The organism is Bifidobacterium sp. ESL0704 (assembly GCF_029392075.1).
GTDB lineage: Bacteria > Actinomycetota > Actinomycetes > Actinomycetales > Bifidobacteriaceae > Bifidobacterium.
Window position 1 is genome coordinate 1479432 of sequence record NZ_CP113929.1, and the last position, 20738, is coordinate 1500169.

The 20738-nt window shown below is 55.3% G+C and carries 16 protein-coding genes; 7 read left to right on the plus strand and 9 right to left on the minus strand.

The window, feature by feature from the left end:
* Nucleotides 1-323 precede the first annotated feature (323 nt).
* A complete protein-coding gene (locus OZX64_RS05265) occupies nucleotides 324-1004 on the minus strand; it encodes a nitroreductase family protein (protein ID WP_277171854.1) in 681 nt (226 codons plus the stop codon).
* 322 nt (nucleotides 1005-1326) lie between these two features.
* The gene (lepA, locus tag OZX64_RS05270; RefSeq protein WP_277157285.1) at nucleotides 1327-3219 is read right to left on the minus strand and encodes a translation elongation factor 4; all 1893 of its coding nucleotides are present in this window, start codon (nucleotides 3217-3219) and stop codon (nucleotides 1327-1329) included.
* Between the two features lie 273 nt (nucleotides 3220-3492).
* On the opposite strand from lepA, the gene rpsT reads away from it, so the two are divergent.
* Nucleotides 3493-3753, plus strand: a complete 261-nt coding sequence (gene rpsT, locus OZX64_RS05275) for a 30S ribosomal protein S20 (RefSeq protein ID WP_277171856.1) — start codon at nucleotides 3493-3495, stop codon at nucleotides 3751-3753.
* 177 nt (nucleotides 3754-3930) lie between these two features.
* Here the strand turns inward: rpsT and OZX64_RS05280 are convergent, their stop codons facing one another.
* The 6 genes from OZX64_RS05280 to OZX64_RS05305 all read right to left on the minus strand — a co-directional run bounded on the left by OZX64_RS05280 (nucleotide 3931) and on the right by OZX64_RS05305 (nucleotide 11428).
* Nucleotides 3931-5148, minus strand: coding sequence for a CPBP family intramembrane glutamic endopeptidase (locus OZX64_RS05280; protein ID WP_277171858.1), 1218 nt, complete (start codon nucleotides 5146-5148; stop codon nucleotides 3931-3933).
* Between the two features lie 58 nt (nucleotides 5149-5206).
* Complete coding sequence (locus tag OZX64_RS05285) at nucleotides 5207-7108, minus strand: ABC transporter ATP-binding protein (protein WP_277171860.1); 1902 nt, start codon at nucleotides 7106-7108, stop codon at nucleotides 5207-5209.
* A 60-nt stretch (nucleotides 7109-7168) separates the two neighbouring features.
* Nucleotides 7169-8197, minus strand: coding sequence for a CPBP family intramembrane glutamic endopeptidase (locus OZX64_RS05290; protein ID WP_277171862.1), 1029 nt, complete (start codon nucleotides 8195-8197; stop codon nucleotides 7169-7171).
* Between the two features lie 196 nt (nucleotides 8198-8393).
* On the minus strand, nucleotides 8394-9098 hold the full coding sequence (locus tag OZX64_RS05295) for a TRIC cation channel family protein (protein WP_277171864.1): 705 nt from the start codon (nucleotides 9096-9098) through the stop codon (nucleotides 8394-8396).
* Between the two features lie 242 nt (nucleotides 9099-9340).
* Nucleotides 9341-10468, minus strand: coding sequence for a branched-chain amino acid aminotransferase (locus OZX64_RS05300; protein WP_277171866.1), 1128 nt, complete (start codon nucleotides 10466-10468; stop codon nucleotides 9341-9343).
* Nucleotides 10469-10759: 291 nt separating this feature from the next.
* Nucleotides 10760-11428 carry a 50S ribosomal protein L25/general stress protein Ctc gene (locus tag OZX64_RS05305; RefSeq protein WP_277171868.1) on the minus strand — a complete coding sequence of 223 codons (669 nt, stop codon included), beginning with the start codon at nucleotides 11426-11428 and terminating at the stop codon, nucleotides 10760-10762.
* A 265-nt stretch (nucleotides 11429-11693) separates the two neighbouring features.
* Between OZX64_RS05305 and OZX64_RS05310 the strand changes: the two genes are divergently transcribed.
* The 6 genes from OZX64_RS05310 (at nucleotide 11694) to OZX64_RS05335 (ending at nucleotide 18988) form a co-directional block, all read left to right on the plus strand.
* Entirely contained in the window at nucleotides 11694-12710 is a 1017-nt protein-coding gene (locus OZX64_RS05310; protein WP_277171870.1) for an alpha/beta hydrolase, read from the plus strand.
* A 264-nt stretch (nucleotides 12711-12974) separates the two neighbouring features.
* Entirely contained in the window at nucleotides 12975-15017 is a 2043-nt protein-coding gene (locus tag OZX64_RS05315) for an AMP-dependent synthetase/ligase (RefSeq protein WP_277157278.1), read from the plus strand.
* 559 nt (nucleotides 15018-15576) lie between these two features.
* Entirely contained in the window at nucleotides 15577-16230 is a 654-nt protein-coding gene (locus OZX64_RS05320; protein WP_277157277.1) for an amino acid ABC transporter permease, read from the plus strand.
* On the plus strand, nucleotides 16217-16891 hold the full coding sequence (locus OZX64_RS05325) for an amino acid ABC transporter permease (protein WP_277157276.1): 675 nt from the start codon (nucleotides 16217-16219) through the stop codon (nucleotides 16889-16891). Before OZX64_RS05320 ends, OZX64_RS05325 begins: the two co-directional genes overlap by 14 nt.
* Nucleotides 16884-17750, plus strand: coding sequence for an amino acid ABC transporter ATP-binding protein (locus tag OZX64_RS05330; RefSeq protein ID WP_277157275.1), 867 nt, complete (start codon nucleotides 16884-16886; stop codon nucleotides 17748-17750). Before OZX64_RS05325 ends, OZX64_RS05330 begins: the two co-directional genes overlap by 8 nt.
* A 332-nt stretch (nucleotides 17751-18082) precedes the next feature.
* Nucleotides 18083-18988, plus strand: a complete 906-nt coding sequence (locus OZX64_RS05335; protein WP_277171872.1) for a cysteine ABC transporter substrate-binding protein — start codon at nucleotides 18083-18085, stop codon at nucleotides 18986-18988.
* A gap of 713 nt (nucleotides 18989-19701) precedes the next feature.
* Here the strand turns inward: OZX64_RS05335 and OZX64_RS05340 are convergent.
* Nucleotides 19702-20499 carry a CTP synthase gene (locus OZX64_RS05340; RefSeq protein WP_277174988.1) on the minus strand — a complete coding sequence of 266 codons (798 nt, stop codon included), beginning with the start codon at nucleotides 20497-20499 and terminating at the stop codon, nucleotides 19702-19704.
* Nucleotides 20500-20738: the final 239 nt, after the last annotated feature.

The window sequence follows — 20738 nt, forward strand, 5'->3', positions numbered from 1 at the left end:
AATCGAAAAGAAACCAGAGGCGCCAACAGCATAAACGCCAACCTCCAATGCTAGCTTACCTTGGCCCTGGGCCACATGTGGCGACCCCGGGGCACCATATCTGGCCCAGACCAGCACGAGTACTATGCCAATGATGATCCATAACGCTTTCTGCCAGACACGAGGAGCCAAAAAGTCGCCACCCAAGACCAAACCGAACACTGTACCTATCTCAAGGCAAAAGCGAACCGCCGCAACTACCATTGGCGCCATTCCCAACCTCCCTTTATTTTCAGTACTTTCCTAACATGGCCGCGCTGCCTTCACCCTGATACGAGGAACAATCATACCCACGCAAAATCTGTGTCAGAGCCAGCACCTATTTCAAAATGGTATTTGGCGATACCCAGATCGGTGCGGGTGCAGGGGCCTAAGCCGGCTTTGGCTTCGACAGAGCGACCATCAGGCTGCAGGGTGAACGTGAATTTTTGCTGGTTCAGCGATGTCGGCGCGAGAAGCGCGGCCTGAACGCCATTGCGGAACCATGTCGGCGTATCCATGCCTTCCGGCACACGCGCGACCTGCTCATACCGTTTCGACTTGTGCTGATGGCCATGGTTGACGCCATAACCGAAAACAATGGCGAATCTCGGGCGTTCCCCGCCCTCCAACGCCACATGTTTACGCAGATGCCTGCCAAATTGCCGGACCCAGCCGGTGTCCAATCCGAGCTGAGTGGCGCGAAGCAAGACGTGAGCGCCATAATAGCCACAGCGCTCTTCCCATCCGTTAGTACCATCAGAAACAATCGCGACAAGGTTGCGCGCGTTCTTGTAGATGCCGTAATCGGTCAGAAAACCCTCAAATGCGGCAGGATCATTGAGCTTAAGCTGCATACTCAAGTTGCCTTCGCGATTGCACCGCTCAATCGTCCGCTGCAGTTCATCGGCAACATCCTGCGCAACCGGCTTGTCGGTGTAATGCCGAACCACATGCCGCGCATGAATCGCCTCATCCAACCTCATCGTCATGGATTCCGCCCTTCTCAAACCACTGCACACCGACCACCATCATATGCCCCAAGAGCGTACTCCAGGTTGCGCCATAAATGAACCTCCGACAACCGCTGAGCGGCTCGAATAGGGAGGAATCAGAATAGTTTCGACATGAGTAGGTCGCTGGTAACTATCAGGAGAGTTGAATTATGGCTGAATCATGGGTTGCGCCATAAATGAGCCACTGACAACCGCTGAACGGCACAAAATGATTGAACCAAAAAATCCGCCATAAGTAAGACGCTTGACGGCCGTCAATGGCTTATTTATGGCGGAAACCGGACAGAACCTTTTATTTGACAGCCTTTTCGGCAGCGCGAATCTTGTTTTTGGTGTCGATGTCCATGGACTTGTTGGCGCCGGCCTCGCCGGTGGATAGGGCGGCCACGAACGCCTCCTGCGGCACCTCGACATGGCCGAGCATCTTCATGCGTTTCTTTCCGGCCTTCTGCTTCTCGAGCAGCTTGCGCTTACGGGTGATGTCGCCGCCGTAGCATTTGGCGAGCACGTCCTTGCGCAGCGCACGGATGGTCTCACGGGCGATGACGCGCGAGCCGATGGCCGCCTGGATGGGAATCTCGAACTGCTGGCGTGGGATGAGCTTCTGCAGCTTCTTGGTCATCATTACGCCGTAGCTGTAGGACTTGTCGCGGTGGACAATGGCACTGAACGCGTCGACCTTCTCCCCCTGGATGAGGATATCGACCTTGACGAGGTCCGCGGCCTGTTCGCCGTCCTCGTGGTAGTCGAGCGAGGCATAGCCCTTGGTGCGGCTTTTGAGCTGGTCGAAGAAATCGAAGACGATCTCGGCCAGCGGAATGCGGTAGTGCATCTCGACGCGCTCGGGGCTCAAGTATTCCATCGTGCCCATCTCGCCGCGGTGGTCCTGGCACAGGTCCATCACCGAACCGATGAACTCCTTGGGTGTGATGATGTCGGCGGCGACCATCGGCTCGACGATCTGCTTGATCTTGCCGTCCGGGAATTCGCTCGGGTTCTTGACCTCGTGCAACGTCCCGTCTTCGGCGGTGACCTTGTAGGTCACGTTCGGGGCGGTCGAGATCAGGTCGAGCCCGAATTCGCGGCTCAGACGTTCGACCACGATCTCCATGTGCAGCAATCCGAGGAAGCCGCAGCGGAAGCCGAATCCCAGCGCGACCGACGTTTCGGGCTCGTAGGTCAGGGCCGCATCGTTCAGCTTGAGTTTGTCGAGCGCATCGCGCAGCTCCGGGAACTGGGCATTGTCGATCGGGAAGATGCCGGCGTAGACCATCGGATGCGGGTCGCGGTAGCCGGGCAACGGCTCGCTGGCCGGACGCAGCGCCGAGGTGACGGTGTCGCCGACCTTGGACTGACTGACGTCCTTCGCGCCGGTGATGATGTAGCCGACCTCGCCGGCTCCAAGCGCCTTGGTCGGAGCCATATCGGGGCTGATCACGCCGATCTCGATGGGCTCGTGCGTCATGCCGATGCCCATCATATGCACTTTTTCGCGGCTTTTGAGTTCGCCGTCGACCATACGGATGTAAGTGACGATACCGCGGTAGGTATCGTAGACGGAATCGAAAATCAGCGCGCGTGCAGGGGCCTTCGGATCGCCGTGCGGCGCAGGAATTTCCAGCACGATCTGGTCGAGCAGGTCTTTGATGCCCTCACCGGTCTTGCCGGAAACGCGCAGCACGTCGCTCGGCTTGCAACCTAAGAGGTTCGCAATTTCCTCGGCATGCTTGTCGGGTTCGGCGCTGGGCAGATCAATCTTGTTCAGGACCGGAATGATGGTCAGGTCGTCTTCAATCGCCATGTAGAGGTTGGAGAGCGTCTGCGCCTCGATGCCCTGCGTGGCGTCGACCAGCAGCACCGCGCCTTCGCATGCGGCCAGCGCACGCGAGACCTCGTAGGTGAAGTCGACGTGCCCCGGGGTGTCGATCATGCCCAGCGTATATTCCTGCCCGTCGAAGGTCCACGGCACGCGCACGGCCTGCGATTTGATGGTGATGCCGCGCTCCTGCTCGATATCCATGCGGTCAAGGAACCGGTCGTGCATCTCACGCTGCGGCACGATACCGGAAAGCTGGAGAATACGGTCGGCCACCGTCGACTTGCCATGGTCGATATGCGCGATGATGCAGAAATTACGGATCAGCGATTGGTCAGTGAATCCCGGTTTGTTCTTCGCCTCAGTCACTGATGACGCTCCTTACCTATACAAACGGTTCTCGGTGGAATCTCTACGATTCCGCTTTTCCTCTTACTAGGTCCCATTCTATCGGCCGAGGTAGGCAAAGGAATGCCGTGATTGTTGCCTACGAACCCCACGGCACCCTGCAACAGAAGGATAAGAAACATGGCAACAGCGAAACGCGTAACCTTATTTCCTTCAAATCCGCGCGAAATATCGGCATACAGTGTTATTCTAGAGTCTTGTATGTCCTTATAGAAAACGTTGTTTGGAGAAATTGTGGCAAACATTAAGTCGCAGAAGAAGCGCGTGCTGACCAATGAAAAGGCGCACAAGCGCAACGTGTCCGTGAAATCCAGCCTGAAGACTGCGATTCGCAAGACCCGTGAAGCCATCGAGTCCGGAGACAAGGCCGCCGCCGAGGCAGCTTTCAAGATCGCCGGCCAGAAGCTCGACAAGGCCGCCAGCGCGGGCGTGGTTCACAAGAACCAGGCCGCCAACCGCAAGTCCAATCTCGCGGTTGCCATCAACAAGATGTGAGATGGCCTAGGGTGAAACGCCTTTAGATCAGTGAAGTCCTGTGGTTACGTTTTGTGATCACAGGACTTTTCATATATCCTCAAGCCATCGATTTTGAAAATCACGTCGCATATTCAACAATCGGAAAGGTTCGGACTTATCGAACCGGCAGATCCGCATTCACTGGATCGATCATTTTCAAAACCCAATCCTGCTCAACGCGAAGAGGCCGAAAGCGACCAACGTGAAAATGAACAACGGGGATTGCCACCCACGGTAGGTGTGGCGGGGCGTCTTGTTGTCACGATACCAAGCGGCCACCTTGCGGCGATTGCAAATGAGCAACGCAATGGCGAGTACGATGAAGAAGCCGTCAAACACCGCTTCAAGAATCGACGACATCGGATCGTTCAACATTGCAAACAGGGCATTCAACCCTTCCGCAAGCACCAGGTTGTTGAAGATATGCATGGCAATGGACCAGCCGATTGAATACTCACAAGCAATCCAACCCAACTCAAGCCCGTACAACACCGCGGCGAATCCTTGGCTGATGTCACCATGCATGAAGCCGAAGAGCAGGGAGGAGGTTACGATGGCGAAAATACGACCGTAGCGTTCCAGCGCCGACATGATGATTCCGCGCATGAGCAGTTCCTCGATAACCGGGCCGATCAATACGACATCAAGCAGGCCGATCATCGAATGATTGACCATGGTATCGATTTCGGTCATCGTATCGTGCTGTTTGAGCCCGAACATGTCAAGCAGGCCTTGGAACCCAGATCCGAACACGTCACCTACCGCACTCACTGCCGTCACCGTCACCACTATGATGAGCAACTCCTTCCATGTTATGGTTTTCCTGGAAGAGAATCTGATGGCGCAATGATAGTTCGCTTTGCCTTCCGTTGATTTGGAACGCGACAAGGTGCCTGTAGCCAGCAGCACGACCAGAACAGCTATCGGCTCGGTGAAAAGATTGATCCACGCGTCCAAGCTCGGCGAATCCATTTTCCCCAACGAGCCGAAGATTCCCGCCAAAACCTGCAAAACAGCCCAAACCAGGAAAAATCCCCACACAATAGCCGCCTGGTGGCCTACAGCCTTTCTTCGTATCTGTTCAGGCGTGCGTTGCTCACCTTGTGCAGACGACTTTTCATTAGAATTCGCTGTCGCTGAGTCACCAGATAAACCGGGATCAATCTCGCGCTCAGAATCATTGGGTGCGTTCGCAATCCAGACAGTGTTTGCTAGAGCTACCTCCGTAGAAGTATCCTGAGGTTGGTTGCTTTCCGATAACACCGAATCGTTGTTGGCCACATACTCATTTTCGTCGACAGCATTATTGCCGTCCTCCGACAACGAGGTCGACGTGGCAACATCACAAGGAACTCCCTTTCCATCTTCTTGCACGGTTATCTCCCTACCCTTGAATGCAATAGATGAAGCACACCTTAGGGCACGAAATATTTTAAGCCCCCATACGTACGCCTGTTCCTTCGATATTCTCCGGACACAGCATCGAGGCGGGATCCTCGTGCCGCTGGCTGACCGCTTGGGCCTCATATAAACCGCGGTAATACGGGCAATCGGACAATAATGTCTCGTGCTCGCCCTCTCCGACGATATCGCCGTCACGCAGGACGACGATATGACTGGCGTGAGTGATGGTGGTGAAACGATGGGCGATGAGGATGGTGGTGCGCCGCGACCCTTCCTGCGTACTATCCGCCCGATCCAGTGAGTCGAAGAAGTGCTTCTCGGAAAGGGCGTCCACCGATGCGGTCGGCTCATCCATAATCAGCAACGACGGCCGCCTGAACAAAGCGCGGGCCAAGGCGACGCGCTGCCATTGCCCGATGGAAAGCTGGTAACCGTCCTCGAAGTGCCTTCCCAATACCGTATCCAGACCCTCGGGCAGCGACTGCCCCAGACCCTTCAGCCCTACCAGATCAAGCGCGTGCTCAATGGCATCATCATCGTCGATTCCATCCGGATTGCCAAAGCCCACATTCTCACGTAAGGGCCGCTCGTAACGTATATAATCCTGGAAAATCGCAGAACACCTCTCGTACAATGACGCACGGGAATACTCGCTGATATCCCTGCCGTTGATGAGAATCGACCCGGAAGTGGGCTCATAGACACGTAAAATCAGTTTTGCGATCGTTGATTTGCCCGCACCATTGAGCCCGACAAGAGCCGAACATTGACCGGCGGGAAGATCAAAAGAGACACCATGGAGAATTTCCTTGCCATCGGTTGAACCAGGATAGGCAAATCGTACGTTTCGGAAAGAAACGGTCATTGGCGTTCCATCGTCGATTTTCTTGCCACCAGAGCGGATCACGGCCGGCTCAATGTCCATGAGATGAACCCAATTGCCGGCATACAGCAGACTCTGATAGATGCTGGAGACCGAAACCAAAATGAGCAGTACCGATTGCCCGAATGACCCTGTCGCGCTGATATAACCGGCCAGCTGCCCGACATTACCTGTATGCATGGCCTGAATCGCACCCACGGCGACCGCCCCGATATTGGCCAGAGTCGTAAGAATCCCCAAGCCAAGCGCAATCCACAGATAGGTACGTGACATGCCGAGATCCTGTTTGAGGAAACCGCCGATAAGCGTCTTATAACGCCCTGACAACAAACCACCCAGACCAAACAGATGGACTTCCTTGGCCGCATTATCCGATGTCAGAATCGAACGATAATAGTCCGACAGGCGTTGTTCGCCTGCCCGCCGGTAATCGATATTGTACTGTTTGGAACTGGCCATCAACGTGCCGATGGTACCTGGAATAGGCGCCAGCAGAAGGAAAAAGGCCACCCATGTGTTCCATGAAACCAGTAAAGAGAACACGGATACGATAGTGAGCAACGACTGCAGAAAATCACGTGCACTATCAAATATAGCGAAGATATGTCCGCCGGTATCTCCTCCGGCCCGCTGTATGCAATCGTTGGTCTGTGCATCCTCGAACTGCTGCGTTTCGAGCGTAGTGAGCTTGTCGACGATACTGCAATTGGCGCGGTAGGATAGTTTTTCTCGAATTGAGTCGGATAGATATTTAATGACGTTCTCGGCCACGAACATTGACACTAAGACCAGAGCGAAAAATATCGCCGAATCGACAACCTTCGCAAGCACACCCGTAGCCACGGCATTCACGATCTGCGTTGTGGCCAAAATCTGCAGGGGCGAGAGCAGGGCCCGCACCACAGTAAGAACAAGGAGAACAATGACGGATATCGGCGCCACTGCCGTCAACAGCCGTAATGACTTCCGCAATGTCGCCAGAGGCGAGATGTGAGAACGCTCCTTTGCCGCAGGCTTATCGTCCCTCGCCCTATCACCAATCTGCATGCTGCTCCCCTTTGAGTCGATTCAATGGAAGCGATATGACCAAGTCCTACCACGGTTGATTCAGAACAATAACCTCGTCACCGCGACGAATCCGAAAATCACGAAAGTCAATATGAACAGCGGCGAGCGCCAACCCTGATAGGCATGTTTGACACTACGATTGCTGGCACACCAATCTGTTACTTTCCTTCGGTTGACCACAAAAAATACCAGGCCGACGACAAGCAGTAGCACATCAAAAGTGTATTGAATCACGTTTTGCGTTTGGTCGGACAACATGGTCATGAACGAAGATATGCCTTCCTGCACTACAAGATAGTAAAAGGCACATAACGTCATCGACCACACGACGGAATATTCACTGGCCGCCCAGCCCAGCACAAGACCTATCAACATCGCACTGACTCCTTGGGTGATGCTGCCTTGGATGCAGCCGAACAACAACGAGGCGGTGATGATAGCAAAGATTCTGCCGTATCGTTCCAACGAGGGCAAGACAATCCCGTACAGCAACACTCCCTCGATGACCGGGCCGGCGACTCCTACCGCGAGCAGTGCCGAGATGGAACCATCCATCATCTGGCCGAACTGTGCGCCATCATTACGCTGCGGCCAGCCCAATACACCCAGCACACCTTGAAAACCCTGGGAGAAGAGATTCCCTACCGAAGCAAAAACCAGCACCGCGACAAACAGGTACAACCAGATTCGCCAATCCAATGACTGCCTGGAAGAAAGCCTGATCGTGCAATGAATCGACCTCACCCCTTTGGCATTCTCGATCCAGAATTGCCTGTAAGCCACCAATACGACCAGAACCGCCACGACTCCACTGGCCATGATGACCACACCGTCGACTTCGCTTTCCTGCACGTTGCCGAACATGACGAAAAGGAAACGAAACTTTTGGAAAACCATCCACAGGATGCCGGATAGAATGACGAAACTCCAGACAATCAGGGTCTGACGCCCCACATCATGCCTCATCGTGGCCTTTGAGCATGGCTGCTTATCGTTGGTTCGCGATGTATCAGAGAGAATCATCGAATTTGACGTGGAATCCTGAGCCTTCTTCATCCCAGCGCTCATTTCATTCGTCTTTAAATTCGCGTTCGCGTCGTCCAGATCGCACACTTCTCTCCCGCGCTTTCTCTCTCGGCAGCATATCTCTATTCATGAATATTTCATCAAGGCGATAGTCATTATATCATAATATGATATTGCCTTTTAGACAACTCTTCGACGTCATGCCTGTCTATCCTGTCAATACGAAATTCGCCTGCTGTTATCGGCTCTTCTCGCTGTCGTCTTTGGCGGCAAGAGGCAAGTAGGCATGACTGCGCTTAATCGCCCCCGGCACCTTCCAATCGAAACGTACCGAAAGCACGCGCAGAACGACGATGAACGCGACGATGACGATATCCCCAACGACTTCGAAGGTGAACGAAATATGCCCGCCCTGATAGGCGCGGGTCACGAACACCGTCAGGATGCTTCCGATCAGGGCGGGCACCGCATACCAATGGCTGTCGCGGATGACTGCGGGCACGACGTTGAGGAGCATGTCTCTAATAAGGCCTCCCCCGATGGCCGTGATCAGCCCCATGAAGACGGCGGTCATCCCGGAAGTGTGATAGATCAGCGCCTTTTGCGTCCCGTTGACCGCGTAAAGTCCCAACGCCAGCGCGTCCAGCGCGACCATCGTCCATTTGAGTCTGTCGACTTCGGGATAGATGACGGCGACGGCGACGCCGGTAACCAACGAAGTAATGACCAAGCCTTTGTCCGAGACGCCGACAGGAGGGAAAATTCCGAGCAAGACATCACGGATGATGCCGCCGCCGAGACCGGTCAACCAAACGGTCATCAGGATGGCAATGAAATCATATCTTTTCTTAACGGCGCACAGCCCGCCCAAAAGGCCGCAGCAGAAGGTGGCGATATATTCGATGGCCCAGAAAAAGACGTTACTTTCCAGCGCCAGTTGCATTTCGCACATCCTTCGTATTCGGTACGGCTAGTTGAAGAATATACCAGACAACAGCCAAAAACGAGGACGCAAAACGCCTGATCATCGCATGCTCGGCAATAAACCCCATCGAAGCGGTCGATGGGACAGCAGCTTCAACGCTTCAACATGATTCTGCGGATAAAAAACGACCTGCACATTTCCAACATTGCAAGGAAATGCGCAGGCCGTTTGAAGCCGAAAGCCGGTCGGCACCGAACCGCTCAGCAGACCTTCCACATCCAATCATGCGGGTCTTCTATCTCGCCGAGCTGGATGCCCAGAAGCTCGTCGCGCAACGCGCAGGTGAGCTCGCCGGACTCGCCGCCGCCCACCTCGACATCGAACTTCTCTGACTTGAAGCGGCCGATCGGAGTGATGATCGCCGCGGTGCCGCAGGCGAAGACCTCGGTGACCTCGCCGGACTTGATGTCTTCCAACAGGTCGTCGAGCTTGATCATCGTCTCGACGACGTCGCGGCCGTGGTCCTGCGCCAGCTGGATGAGCGAGCGACGGGTGACGCCGGGCAGGATGTTGCCCGTCAGCGACGGGGTCTCCAAATGGCCGTCCTTGTGCACGGTGAACATATTCATACCGCCGAGTTCCTCAAGGTAGGTCTTGGTGGCCGCATCGACGAAGCAGACCTGCTCGCAGCCATGGTCGGCACCGCGGTATTCGCCCAAGAGCGAGGCCGCATAGTTGCCGCCGCACTTGGCGAAGCCGGTGCCGCCGGGGCCGGTACGGAACCACTTGTCTTCCACCCAGATGCTCACCGGCTTGACGCCGCCGGGGAAATACGGGCCTGAAGGCGAGGCGATGACGCAATAGTCGACAGTCTTCGGGGCGCGCACGCCGAGGAACGCCTCCGAGGCGAACATATAGGGACGCATATACAGCGTGTACTCGCGGCGAGTCGGCACCCAGTCGATGTCGCGCTTGACCAGCGCGGCAACGGAGCCGAGGAAGTCGTCCTTGGAGAGTTCCGGCAGGTAGAGTCGCTTGGCGGAATTGGCGAAGCGTTCGGCGTTGGCGTCCGGGCGGAACAGCCAGGTGCTGCCGTCGGTGTGGCGATAAGCCTTGAGGCCTTCGAAGCATTCCTGTGCATAATGCAGGACGGAGGCACCGGGATCCATGGCAAGCGGACCGTATGGCTGAATCTGGCGATCGCCCCAGCCGCTGCTTTTATGCCAGACCATGTGGACCATGTTGTCGCTGAAAAGCTGGCCGAACGCCGGCTTGTCAATCAGTTTCGCCCGCTCGGCATCGGTTGCGGGATGTGGGTTGTCGAGCACCTTGAAAGGTTCGGTTAATTTCGACAACGCTTCTGGATCATGATGGGATTGCTCAGTCATTTGCACTTCTTCTTTACTTCAGCCGCCGTGGCGGCCGGAATGGTGGTCTGCCGTACGCTTGTGGCGCTTGGTTATGGTGCTACCTTTGCACAGAAGTACACCGGGATGGTGGAATAGTTCACATTTTGAAAACACTGTCCCATCCATTCGACGCTTCCGTGCGCCAAAACCATAGGGCAAACAAATGACCCGCACAGTCCATTACCCATAAGACCATGCGGGTCAAACGAAGAGATCCATGAACCGTCAATGAGTCCAAAAACCTCGGATATCGCTAAAAATACCGGCTAATCACTTCTTGTCGGCATCGGAAGCCGCGGCATCGCCGGCAGAAGCGGCGTCATCACCCTCGGCTGCGGCGCCGGCGGCACCTTCGGCGGTGGTGTCCTCAGCGGAGACCGCGGTGGTGGCGGTGGCGTCCTCAGGTACTTCGACGGTGACGACGGATTCTTCAGGATCGGTGTTGACGAACTCGACGCCTTCGGGCAGATCCACATCCTTGGCGAAGACCTTCTCGCCGTCCTGCAGGCCGTCGACGTTGACATCGATACGCTCGGGCAGCGCATCGACACTGGCGCGCACGCGCAGCTGCTGGATATCGACGAACGCGACAGCCGCGCCCTTCGGGGTGCCCACGGCGAAGACCGGGACCTCGACCTCGATCTTCTCGCCGGCCTTGACCTCGTAGAAGTCGATGTGCTCGACGATGCGCTTGACAGGGTTGCGCTGGACGTCCTTGACGACGGCCATCTTGGAATCCTTGCCATAGTTGATGGTGAACAGCGCGTTCGTGCGGCGCAGCGCCAAGGTGGTCTCACGCATCGGCAGCTTCACGAAAACGGGTTCATTGCCACCGGCATAGATAGTGGCCGGAATCTGCTTGGCCACGCGCATACGACGGGCCACGCCCTTGCCGAACTCGTTGCGGACTTCGCCTTCGATGGTAATGGTGTTTGCCATATCTAATCTCCTTGAGATTGCTTCTATTATTCACTGTGCTGTTTCGGTGCACCGACGCGCCGAAATCACAGCCTCAAAGAGACCCGAACCATTCAGCCCAGTCGATAACGGGAATCACTTCCCCTCGCCAAAGCGCGGCAGATATAAAACCTGCCGAAACAACCTCTTCATTATACCCGTAACGCTGACATCGATATCGTCATGAAATTGTGCGCCTGCCCTTTTATAATGAGCGTAATCCGCATTGTCACGATTGGAGTCTCCGATGGTCCAGCATTCCAAAGTCAGAACCTTGGCGAGAAGCTTGATTTTCGGCGGGTTCGCTACAGCAGGCGTACTTTACGGCATCGCCGACTATCTTTTCCGCTTCGTCCTCGAGCCCGGCTCAAAACATTCCCTGTTCAGAAGCAACCGTCCGGACACCACCCTCGCCTCCCGCCAGCCTCACCATGATGCCGACGAAGAGGCCGAGGCCTCACGCTGGTTCGACGACGCCAAGCGCGAAGCGAAAATCACGGCCAGGGACGGAACACGCCTGCACGGCTGGATACTCGACCCGGATTGCGCCGACCCCCCACGCCATCTCTATGCCATTTGCTGCCACGGATTTTCGGGAGATCCAAAGGAAATGGCGAAATACGCCCATCGTTTCGCCGGTATGGGTTTCACCGTACTCACCCCGGCCAGCCGCTGCCACGAACTGAGCGGCGGAAAATACATCGGCATGGGCGCGCTCGAACATCGCGACCTGTTGCTGTGGATCGACGCCATTGTGGCCAACGACCCGAATGCCCGGATCCTGTTGGACGGCAATTCCATGGGAGCGGCGACAGTGATGCTGGCAGCGGGCGACCCGCGGTTGCCGAAGAACGTCAAGGCCGCCATCGCCGACTGCGGCTACACCGGTCTTGAAGACCAATTCCTATACAGCGCCAGGCACCTCTACCATGCCCCAACATTTCTGGCACGCCCGGTGATCGGCATCATGAGTTCCATCGCACGCCGACGTGCCGGCTACGATTTCAAGGAAGCCTCATGCCTCAAGGCGTTGCGTCATACATCGATTCCCATGCTCTTCATCCATGGATCGGCCGATGATTTCGTCAATCCGACAAGTCTCGACCTCAATTTCCGGGCCTGTGCGAGCCCCGTCAAGCAAAAACTCATCGTTGCCGGAGCCGCTCACGCGATGTCGGCTTCGACCGACCCCAAACGATACTGGAAAACCGTAACGGCATTCGTCAGCGAAGTGTTCCGACTCGCCAAACCCAAGGGCGCGTGAGCGACAGATCGGTTTAACCGATAGCGCAACAGCGACTCTATACATTCGTTGGGCATGCGATGCAAAAACGTAAGTCGGCACGCTCGTTTTCCCAACAATCGCAGTATTTCAAACCTTCCGTTTTGCAAGCAAAGCACCGACATGTCTCGCCTGCGACGAACAGCTTGCCTTACGCTACCGTAAGGTGACGAAACGCGACAAATCCTATAGAATTGGCGTTATTACTTGGAATACAGTTTTCATAGAAGGTCGAGGAAAGCGCACGTGTCAGTCATCAATTCACTGAAAAAGGGAACGCTGAAGCTAAGTCAGAAGGCTTTCCATCTGGGAAGCGGCTTCGAGCACCCGGTCAATACCGAGGATCCGGAAACACCGGATTTCAATGACGAGCGCCACCTTGCAACCGTAAAACCCGTCGATTTCTCAACGCTGCCCCATACCCACGAATGGGGGCCGGGCTACCCCACCAAGCTTTTCGTCGACGAGAAGACCGGATTGCTGACCGTGACCACCGCCGGCAATCCTCCGATAGACGACGACATGTCCATTTATGACCTCTATGTCGACCGCGCGCAACGCATGGGCGATGACCCGCTGTACAGCTTCAAGGTCGGCAACAAATGGGTCACCAAAACCGCCAACGAATTCCTCGAGGACGTACGCGGAGTGGCCAAAGGCCTGATGCATTACGGTCTTGACAAGGGCGACGGCGTCTCCTTCATGTCCCATACTTCTTACGAATGGGACGTTGTCGATGCGGCCGTAATGGCCGTGGGCGGCGTGCTGGCAACCATCTACGACACCGATTCTGCTGAGCAGATACGCAACATCGTCAACAATTCCGATTCACGCCTGCTCATCGTCGAGACCAACGACATGCGCAAAAAGGCCGATGGAGCCGTCGAAGACTGCCCAACGCTGGAAAAGATCTATACGCTCGAGGCGGGCGCACTCGAGGAGCTGCGCGATTACGGAAAATCGGTAACCGACGAAACGCTCGACCAACGCATCGATTCCATCAAGAAGACCGACCTGTGCTCCATCGTCTACACCTCCGGTTCCACCGCAGCGCCCAAGGGCGTCGAGATGACGCACGAGCACTATTGCACCACGGCGCTGAACCTGCGTGACTACATGCCCAAGCTGCTGCAACAAAAAGGCAAATCCGTCCTGCTCTTCCTGCCGCAGGCACACACCTTCGCACGCGCGGTCAACTACATCGTGGTCGCCAGCGACCTGCACATCTACATCGCCGGCGGCATCAAGACGCTGATCGGCGACCTGCAGGTCGCCAAGCCGGCCGTCACCATTCTCGTGCCCCGAGTACTGGAGAAGGTCTACAACGCCGCCTCGCAGAAGGCCGGGAACGGCCCCAAGGGCGTCGCATTCGCCGCGGCTGTGGTGGCGGCACAGGAATACGAGAAGGAAATGAGCGAAAACGGCAAGGCCAGCTTCACCACACGTGCACGCCGCGCCGCCTTCGATCCGATCGTCTACAAGTCGTTGCGCGAGGTTCTTGGCGGACAGGCCGAATGGTTCGTCGCGGGCGGTGCCCCGCTCGACCCGGAACTGCTCGCCTTCTTCCGCGGTGCCAATGTGCCCGCCTACGAAGGCTACGGCCTGACCGAAACCACCGCTCCCTGTGCGTTCAACCCGAAGGGCACCCCGTTCCACGAAGGATCCGTCGGCATCCCCTACCCCGGTTTCTCGATTCGCTTGGGTGAAGATGGCGAGATCCAGGTCAAGGGCACCTGTGTCTTCCCTCGTTACCACAAGAACGATGAGGCGACCGAACTCGCCTTCACTCCCGACGGCTGGTATGCCACCGGCGATCTTGGCCGTATCAGCGACGACGGTTTCCTTTATATCACCGGTCGCAAGAAGGACCTCATCATCACCGCAGGCGGCAAGAACGTCGCCCCCGGGCCGATCGAAGAGATCATCCAACGCTGCCCGTTCGTCTCCCAGGCTCTGGTGCTCGGCGACAAGCGCCCGTTCATCTCCGCGCTCATCACACTTGACGAGATCTCGTTGCGTTCCTGGCTCGACGCCGCCGGTCTCGACCGTGACATGTCCATGGAAGAAGCTTGCAAGAACGCCGTGGTCCGCGCCGAGGTGCAGAAGTGGGTCGACAAGGCCAACGAAGGCGTATCGCGCGCCGAATCCGTACGCAAGTTCATCCTGCTGCCCGAGGAGTTCACGCAGGAGAACGGCCTGATGACTGCATCGATGAAGGTCAAGCGCCCCGCAGTCATCAAGCACTATGCCAATCTGCTCAACACACAGATGTACACCAAGAAGAAGTAGCCCTCTGGCTTTTGTTTCCAGTTTCCAGTGACTCGTGGCCCGTGGCCCTTTGGTGCTGGGAAACGGCATATTAGTCTCCGTTATATGCCGTTTCCCAGCACCAAACTGCATATGCAGTGAAACTTTTGTCCGTTTCCCCACGTTAATGCTGGGAAACGGACTTTTATAGATACCTAGATTCCGTTTCCCAGCATTAAAACCCCGGTGTTGCCGACCCGTCATCTTTGATGCAGGAAACGAACTATCACCTACTTCTATAGTCCGTTTGCCATCGCTAAATGCCGATTGTGAGCATTCTTTCACTTTCTCGCTGACAAACGGGGCATCGTCATCCGGCTAAGCCGCCTGTCGGCAAAAAGCGGCTTAGCCGACGCTCATCGCAACGGTATCGATAACGCTCCATCAGTTATTCATATGGCACAATGTGTGCATTTCGGCCAAATGGCGGCTACTATGGCAACAAGTGCCGTGAAACGAATCCCGGATCAAGGCTTCAACACGGGCTTGGGATGTGGCACACGAAACGAGTAAGCATTCACCACGAAGCGGGAGGGCAACCATGGACTGGAGCTTTATAGCCCGCAATGCCCACTACTTCGTCGATGCCGGTTATATGACCGTCTTCATCTCGTTGTTCGGAATCGTCTTTAGCATCGTTCTGGGCATCCTTTGCTCGGCCATCGAAACGGCGAATATCCCGGTTTGCAAACAAATCGTCCGCATTTATATCGAACTATCCCGTAATACACCATTGCTGGTCCAGCTGTATTTTCTTTATTTCGGACTGCCGAAACTCGGCGTCTCGTGGTCGGCGGAAACCTGCGCGATCGTCGGACTCGCCTTCCTGGGCGGGTCATATATGGCCGAGGCATTGCGCGGCGGTTTCGAAGCCGTTCCGCAAGTCCAACGGGAATCAGCGCAGATGCTCGGCTTCAGCCCGTCACAAATGCTACTGCATGTCACCGTGCCGCAGGCGCTTTCCACCGCCATTCCGGGAGTGGTGGCCAATATCATCTTCCTGGTCAAGGAATCTTCGGTGGTCTCGGCCATTGCACTGGCGGACGTCATGTACGTCACCAAGGACTTGATGGGTCAGACCTACAACACCTACGAATCGTTGACTTTGCTGATCGTCACCTACCTGATTATCCTCCTGCCGATCTCCATCATCGGCACGGTGGCCGAGAGGAGGTTCGACTATGCACGGCGCTGAGATACTGCTGCAGCCGGGCGTCTTCCCGCGTCTGCTGCAAGGATTGTGGGTCACGATCTGGATTGCCGGGGTCTCCGTCCTGCTTTCGTTGCCGGTCGGGCTGATTGTCGGTTGGCTCATGACCATGCGAAATCCGATCGTGCGGTTTGTGATGCGTGTCTATCTTGATTTCATCCGTATCATGCCGCAGCTGGCCCTGCTGTTCATCGCCTTCTACGGTTTCGCACGCGCCTTCAATTGGAATCTCGACGCCACCGGCGCCTGCGTGCTGGTCTTCGTGCTTTGGGGCGGGGCCGAGCTCGGCGATCTGGTGCGTGGCGCATTGGAATCGATTCCTCGCACGCAGTATGAATCGGCTCAGGTGCTTGGTCTCAATTCGTGGCAGACCTTCAGCAGGGTCATCCTCCCTCAGGCCCTGTGCCGCCTGCTTCCCGCCAGCGTCAACCTCATTACCCGTATCGTCAAGACCACCTCGTTGGCCGCGCTGTTGGGTGTGATTGAAGTGATCAAGGTGGGCCAGCAGATTATCGATGCGAACCGCTTCCAATATCCGGATGCGACGCTGTGGATCTACGGCGTGATCTTCTTCATGTATTTCTTCGTATGTTGGCCGCTCTCCCTTGTGGCCAGAAAGCTTGAAAAGAGGTGGGCCCATGACTGATACGACGGTTACGACGATTCCAACATCACGAGCGAACGCGAACGCCCCGCACGAAACCCTGCATATCCGGCATATCACCAAACAATACGACAATGCAGACAAACCGGTGCTGAACGACATATCCTTCGACGTGCCGGCCGGCCAAGTGTTCGTCATCCTCGGGCCTTCCGGCTCGGGCAAGTCCACGTTGCTGCGCACCATCGCCGGCCTCGAGCCCATTCAGAGCGGCGACATCGCCATCGGCGACGAGGTGCTACGCGCTTCCGGCAAGAAGAAGGACACCGGCAAATCCAAAGCGGCAGGTGCGGCCAATTCCCAAGATAGAAACATCGACACGAATCCTGTCAAGGTCGGCATGGTCTTCCAAAGCTACGACCTCTTCCCCAACAAAACCGTACTCGGCAACATCATGCTCGCGCCAGTACTGGTGCAGAAACGCAAGAAAGCGGAAGTCAAGGCCGAAGCCATCCAGCTGTTGAAACGCGTGGGCTTGGCCGACCGTCAAGACGCTTGGCCGCACGAGCTTTCCGGCGGACAGCGCCAGCGCGTCGCCATCTGCCGCGCCTTGATTGAACACCCTCAGATCATGCTCTTCGACGAGGTGACCGCTGCGCTCGACCCCGAAATGGTGCGGGAGGTGCTTGACGTTATCGTCGAACTTGCCGACAGCGGCCAGACCATGCTCATCGTCACCCACGAAATGGCATTCGCCCGCGCGGTAGCCGACCATATCATCCTGCTTGCAGACGGAAGCATTGTCGAAGAATCCGACGACGCGGAACAGTTCTTCACCCATCCACAATCCGAACGCGCCCAGCAGTTCCTGAACACGTTTACGTATGCTCGTGAGAGACAATAGCCGATATTTTTTATCAGCTCAAACCGAACAACAAACAAAGGGAGGTCGAAATGATGAACCGGAACTTACCGAATATGAGCGTGACGGCACGAATGTGCAGCGCTACGGAGCCGAACCGATGTCAACTCATGGCCTCCATGTCTCGCTGATCCGCATTCACCAGATCTGACATCTTGGGTTTGCCGATCCATTACGTAGATATACCGATTTGAATCTGCAATGGACAAACCCGTGCAACATTGGAATTTCGATATTCCATCTTTTCAGATAGAACCATCACTTTTTATATTCACTTCCGATATTACTTAGTAAAAGAAAAGAAAGAAACAACCATGACAACGAATGTATTGAAACGTGCGGCACAAGTAGCGATCTCAGCGGCAGCGGCCGTGGCTATGCTGGCAGGATTCGCCGCATGCGGCCCAAGCGGAGCGACACCGAGCAGTGACAATAATTCCGGTTCCGGCACCTCCGGCGCAGGCAAACAGCAAAGCGCACGCACCCTTGCGGAAATCAAGAAATCCGGTAAGCTCAAGGTCGCCGTTTTCTCCGACAAGGCACCGTTCGGCTACGTCGACAAAGATGGCAAGAACCAAGGTTACGACATCATCTTCGCCGAACGTCTGGCCAAAGATCTCGGCGTAAAACCGGAATACACCACCGTCGACCCGGCGGCCCGTGTCGACGTGCTCGCCAGCAACAAGGTCGACGTCACCCTTGCCAACTTCACCGTCACCCCCGAGCGCGAAGAGAAGGTCGACTTCGCCAAGCCATACATGAAGGTCGCGCTGGGCGTGGTCTCCCCCGACTCCAAGCCGATCAAGAGCGTCGACGAGCTCAAGGGCAAGACGCTGATCATCGCCAAGGGCACCACCGCCGAGCCGTACTTCGCCAAGTACCCCGACATCAAGCTACAGAAGTACGACCAGTACGCGGACGCCTACAACGCTCTGCTCGACGGGCGCGGTGACGCGATGAGCACCGACAACACCGAAGTGCTCGCCTGGGCCAAAGCCAACAAGGGCTTCACCGTCGGCATCACCAAGCTCGGCGACGAACAGCCCATCGCCCCCGCCGTGCAGAAGGGCAACAAGGAACTGCTTGACTACATCAACGAAGAAATCGTGAAGCTCGGCCGCGAACAGTTCTTCCACAAGGACTACGAGCAGACCCTGAAGCCGGTCTACGGCAGCTCCTCCAACCCAGACGACATCGTAGTTGAAGGCGGCAAGCTGTAATCCTCGTCATTTAATCTGCTAGGTGCCGCCCATCCGCACTTTAGTGCTGGTAAACAGCACCTAGCAACCCATAAAAGTCCGTTTCCCAGCACCAAAGTGGAAGAATACTCACGGCCAACATATTGGTGCTGGTAAACCGACTGTAAAAGTAAGCAATAGTCCGTTTTCCAGCACCAAAAGAGCATATCCACACTTTGATGCTGGAAAACTGCACATTACTCAACTTTAGAATCCGTTTACCAGCACCAACCACTCCATTCCACTTCTTAGTGCTGGTAAACAGCACTTGAAACGTTTTCCGGTGCCGTTTCCCAGCACTAAAATACAATTCTTCACTTAGTGCTGATAAACGGCACATTAAATAGCCTAAAAGCACGTTCATCTAGGGTAAGGTGAAGAAAACGAATCGTAGAGAAGAATAATAGCGTGTGTGTTTGTCACTAAAACGGCCGTTCAATATGAACTCGTAAAAATGTCGTGTAATCCCAACTCGGAGCCGAATCATCAGCAGTAAATCCGCACAGGCAAAAAACAGTACCTGTTACAATTACCAATACCCATTTGCTCTTTCCTGCATGAGCCCGATATGCCATACCGGAAACAATATGTATTATCATTTCAACGCATGGCCGATTAACGGAATCAGAATCTGGGCTGACGGAATCAAAGACAATACGGTTAAAAGCCAGTTTGCGAATACCTCGCGACTCCACTTACCGAACCACTCGTTCTTTACAGTCGCCAGCTTCAATACGTGGTACCCCCGCAGCAGCGAGTTTGAGTACAAATCTGGTTTCGTCAGATATTTCTCGATAATTTGTCCGAATCAGTTCACTTACTCCCGCCCGTCGCAATACACTCTCTCGTTTACGTTCGTCATCTACGACTTGTTCGATATTTCGCCCTTTGGTCATTTCCGGATTGACATATTTTTCGTTTCCGTCGAATTCAAGCACAATAACACGCCCGCCGCCTAGTTTCCATGTAAAATCGGCACGGTATTTTTCTTGCGGATTTGTAGGGTCTACAAAGACACACTGTAATTCCGGAAGTGCAAAACCATTTTCAATCATTATCGCCCGGCACAACGATTCTCCCCCGTTCTCGCTGGCTCCGTCCGTATACTTCAGCAATTTCAAAATCGGCGAGACATCGATACGCATGCTGTCACAAACCGCAAGCAACGATTCCTCGGTGACCAAACCACGTCTCGCCGCCGAGTCAAACATCGGTAAAACAGCACGAAACGGATATCGCAACGCACAATCCACCAACGTACGAGAAGGGTCCGTGACGGAAAGACCGCCACGATTGCAAACGCGCAAATTTCTTACGTAAATCCTATGAAGATGAGGATCACCAGTGATTGCAATCGAATGTTTTGTAGCTATCCAGACAGCTCCTTCCTGATGCAGCAACCATGAAAAATCCAAGCCAAGAATCGCAGCAGCGCTGAGTCCCGCAAAGACCCACGTCGGATGGAGCATGGACAGACTTCTCAAGACATGCATGATACGTGTACGATAATCGAGACTCTGCCAATATTCCCGACCAACATACAAGCAACGGTACGGGCTTACCAGATTCCCCGCTTTCTGTCGTTTTCGGAGAGCACGACATTGCGACTCGCCCCTGGCGATGGCACAGCGGCCTTCATTCTGTGCCGTTTCGATGAGCTGGTCTATTGCTGGAAATCTTCTCATATCTCGTATATATCAGATTTTTTACTTTAACCGAAGAAAAATCGGCC